The sequence below is a fragment of the Salinicola salarius genome (genome assembly GCF_002179555.1).
Classification (GTDB): Bacteria; Pseudomonadota; Gammaproteobacteria; order Pseudomonadales; family Halomonadaceae; genus Salinicola; species Salinicola salarius_A.
Map to the genome: position 1 here is coordinate 1 of NZ_NHOU01000116.1, position 941 is coordinate 941.

At 48.6% G+C, this 941-nt stretch carries 1 protein-coding gene; it reads left to right on the plus strand.

Annotated features, from left to right (window positions below):
* The coding region (locus CCD76_RS19375) for a tyrosine-type recombinase/integrase (protein ID WP_179208977.1) at window positions 1-362 on the plus strand (362 nt) is incomplete at its 5' end.
* Window positions 363-941: the final 579 nt, after the last annotated feature.

The following is a 941-nucleotide window of genomic DNA, read 5'->3' on the forward strand; positions in this document are numbered from 1 at the left end:
CCCTGTGCAGTTCTGGAGGGGGTCACTTCAAGTGGGAGGAGTTCGACTTGGAGCAAAGTCAGTGGGAGCTACCTGGAGCGCGCAGCAAGTCGGGCGTCGGTATGATCGTACCGTTGCCTTCCCAAGCCGTTGACTGGTTTCAAGAGCTTCAAGTTCGCGCCTGCGGCTCTGAGTTCGTGTTTCCCAACCGGCGCAGCAGCAAGCTCCCTCACATGGGGAAGGACACTTTGAACCACGCTATTGCCAAGCTTTTCGGTCGAGAACCAGGCAAGCAGCAGCCAGAGAACCGAATGGGCGACATACCCGTATTCACGGTCCATGACCTACGCCGCACATGTCGAAGTTTACTACGCTTTGTCTGAAAAATGCCTGCGCTCGCCCATACTGCGTTAAAAATCGGCTCAAAAGGCTCATTTACTTCCCTGTAAACTCCGCTTTTTCGCCGATTTTTGCCTTGTCTGGCCATCGCTCGTCGATTTTTCAGACAGAGCTTAGCAAGACATCATTTTTCAGACAAAGCGTAGCCTCAGTGGGTACTCCCGGGCATGTTGCTGAGCGATGTCTCAATCATAAAATCAAAGGAGTAGAGGGCATATACGACCGCTACGACTATTTCGAAGAGCGCAAGCTGGCTCACAAAAAGGTTGCCAAGCTAGTTGAGCCGTTAGCTAACCAAATAAACATTTAACTTCGAAAGTCGGTTACAACCGACCTTCGAAGTTTCAAATAGCGGCTTAATTCATAAACTCAACTGAATATAACCTTAGAACTCTCTTCTGTAAGCCTCCATGATAATGGCTTCTAAGGTCGCCTTCATATTTTCTTCTCTCTTTTTGGATAGAGACTTCAACTTCTTTTTAGCGTCTTGGCTAATGTAGGTATTTAATGGCTTTTTACCAGCCTGATTTCTTCCTGATTCCGTGAAGCCAGCGCCGACACTT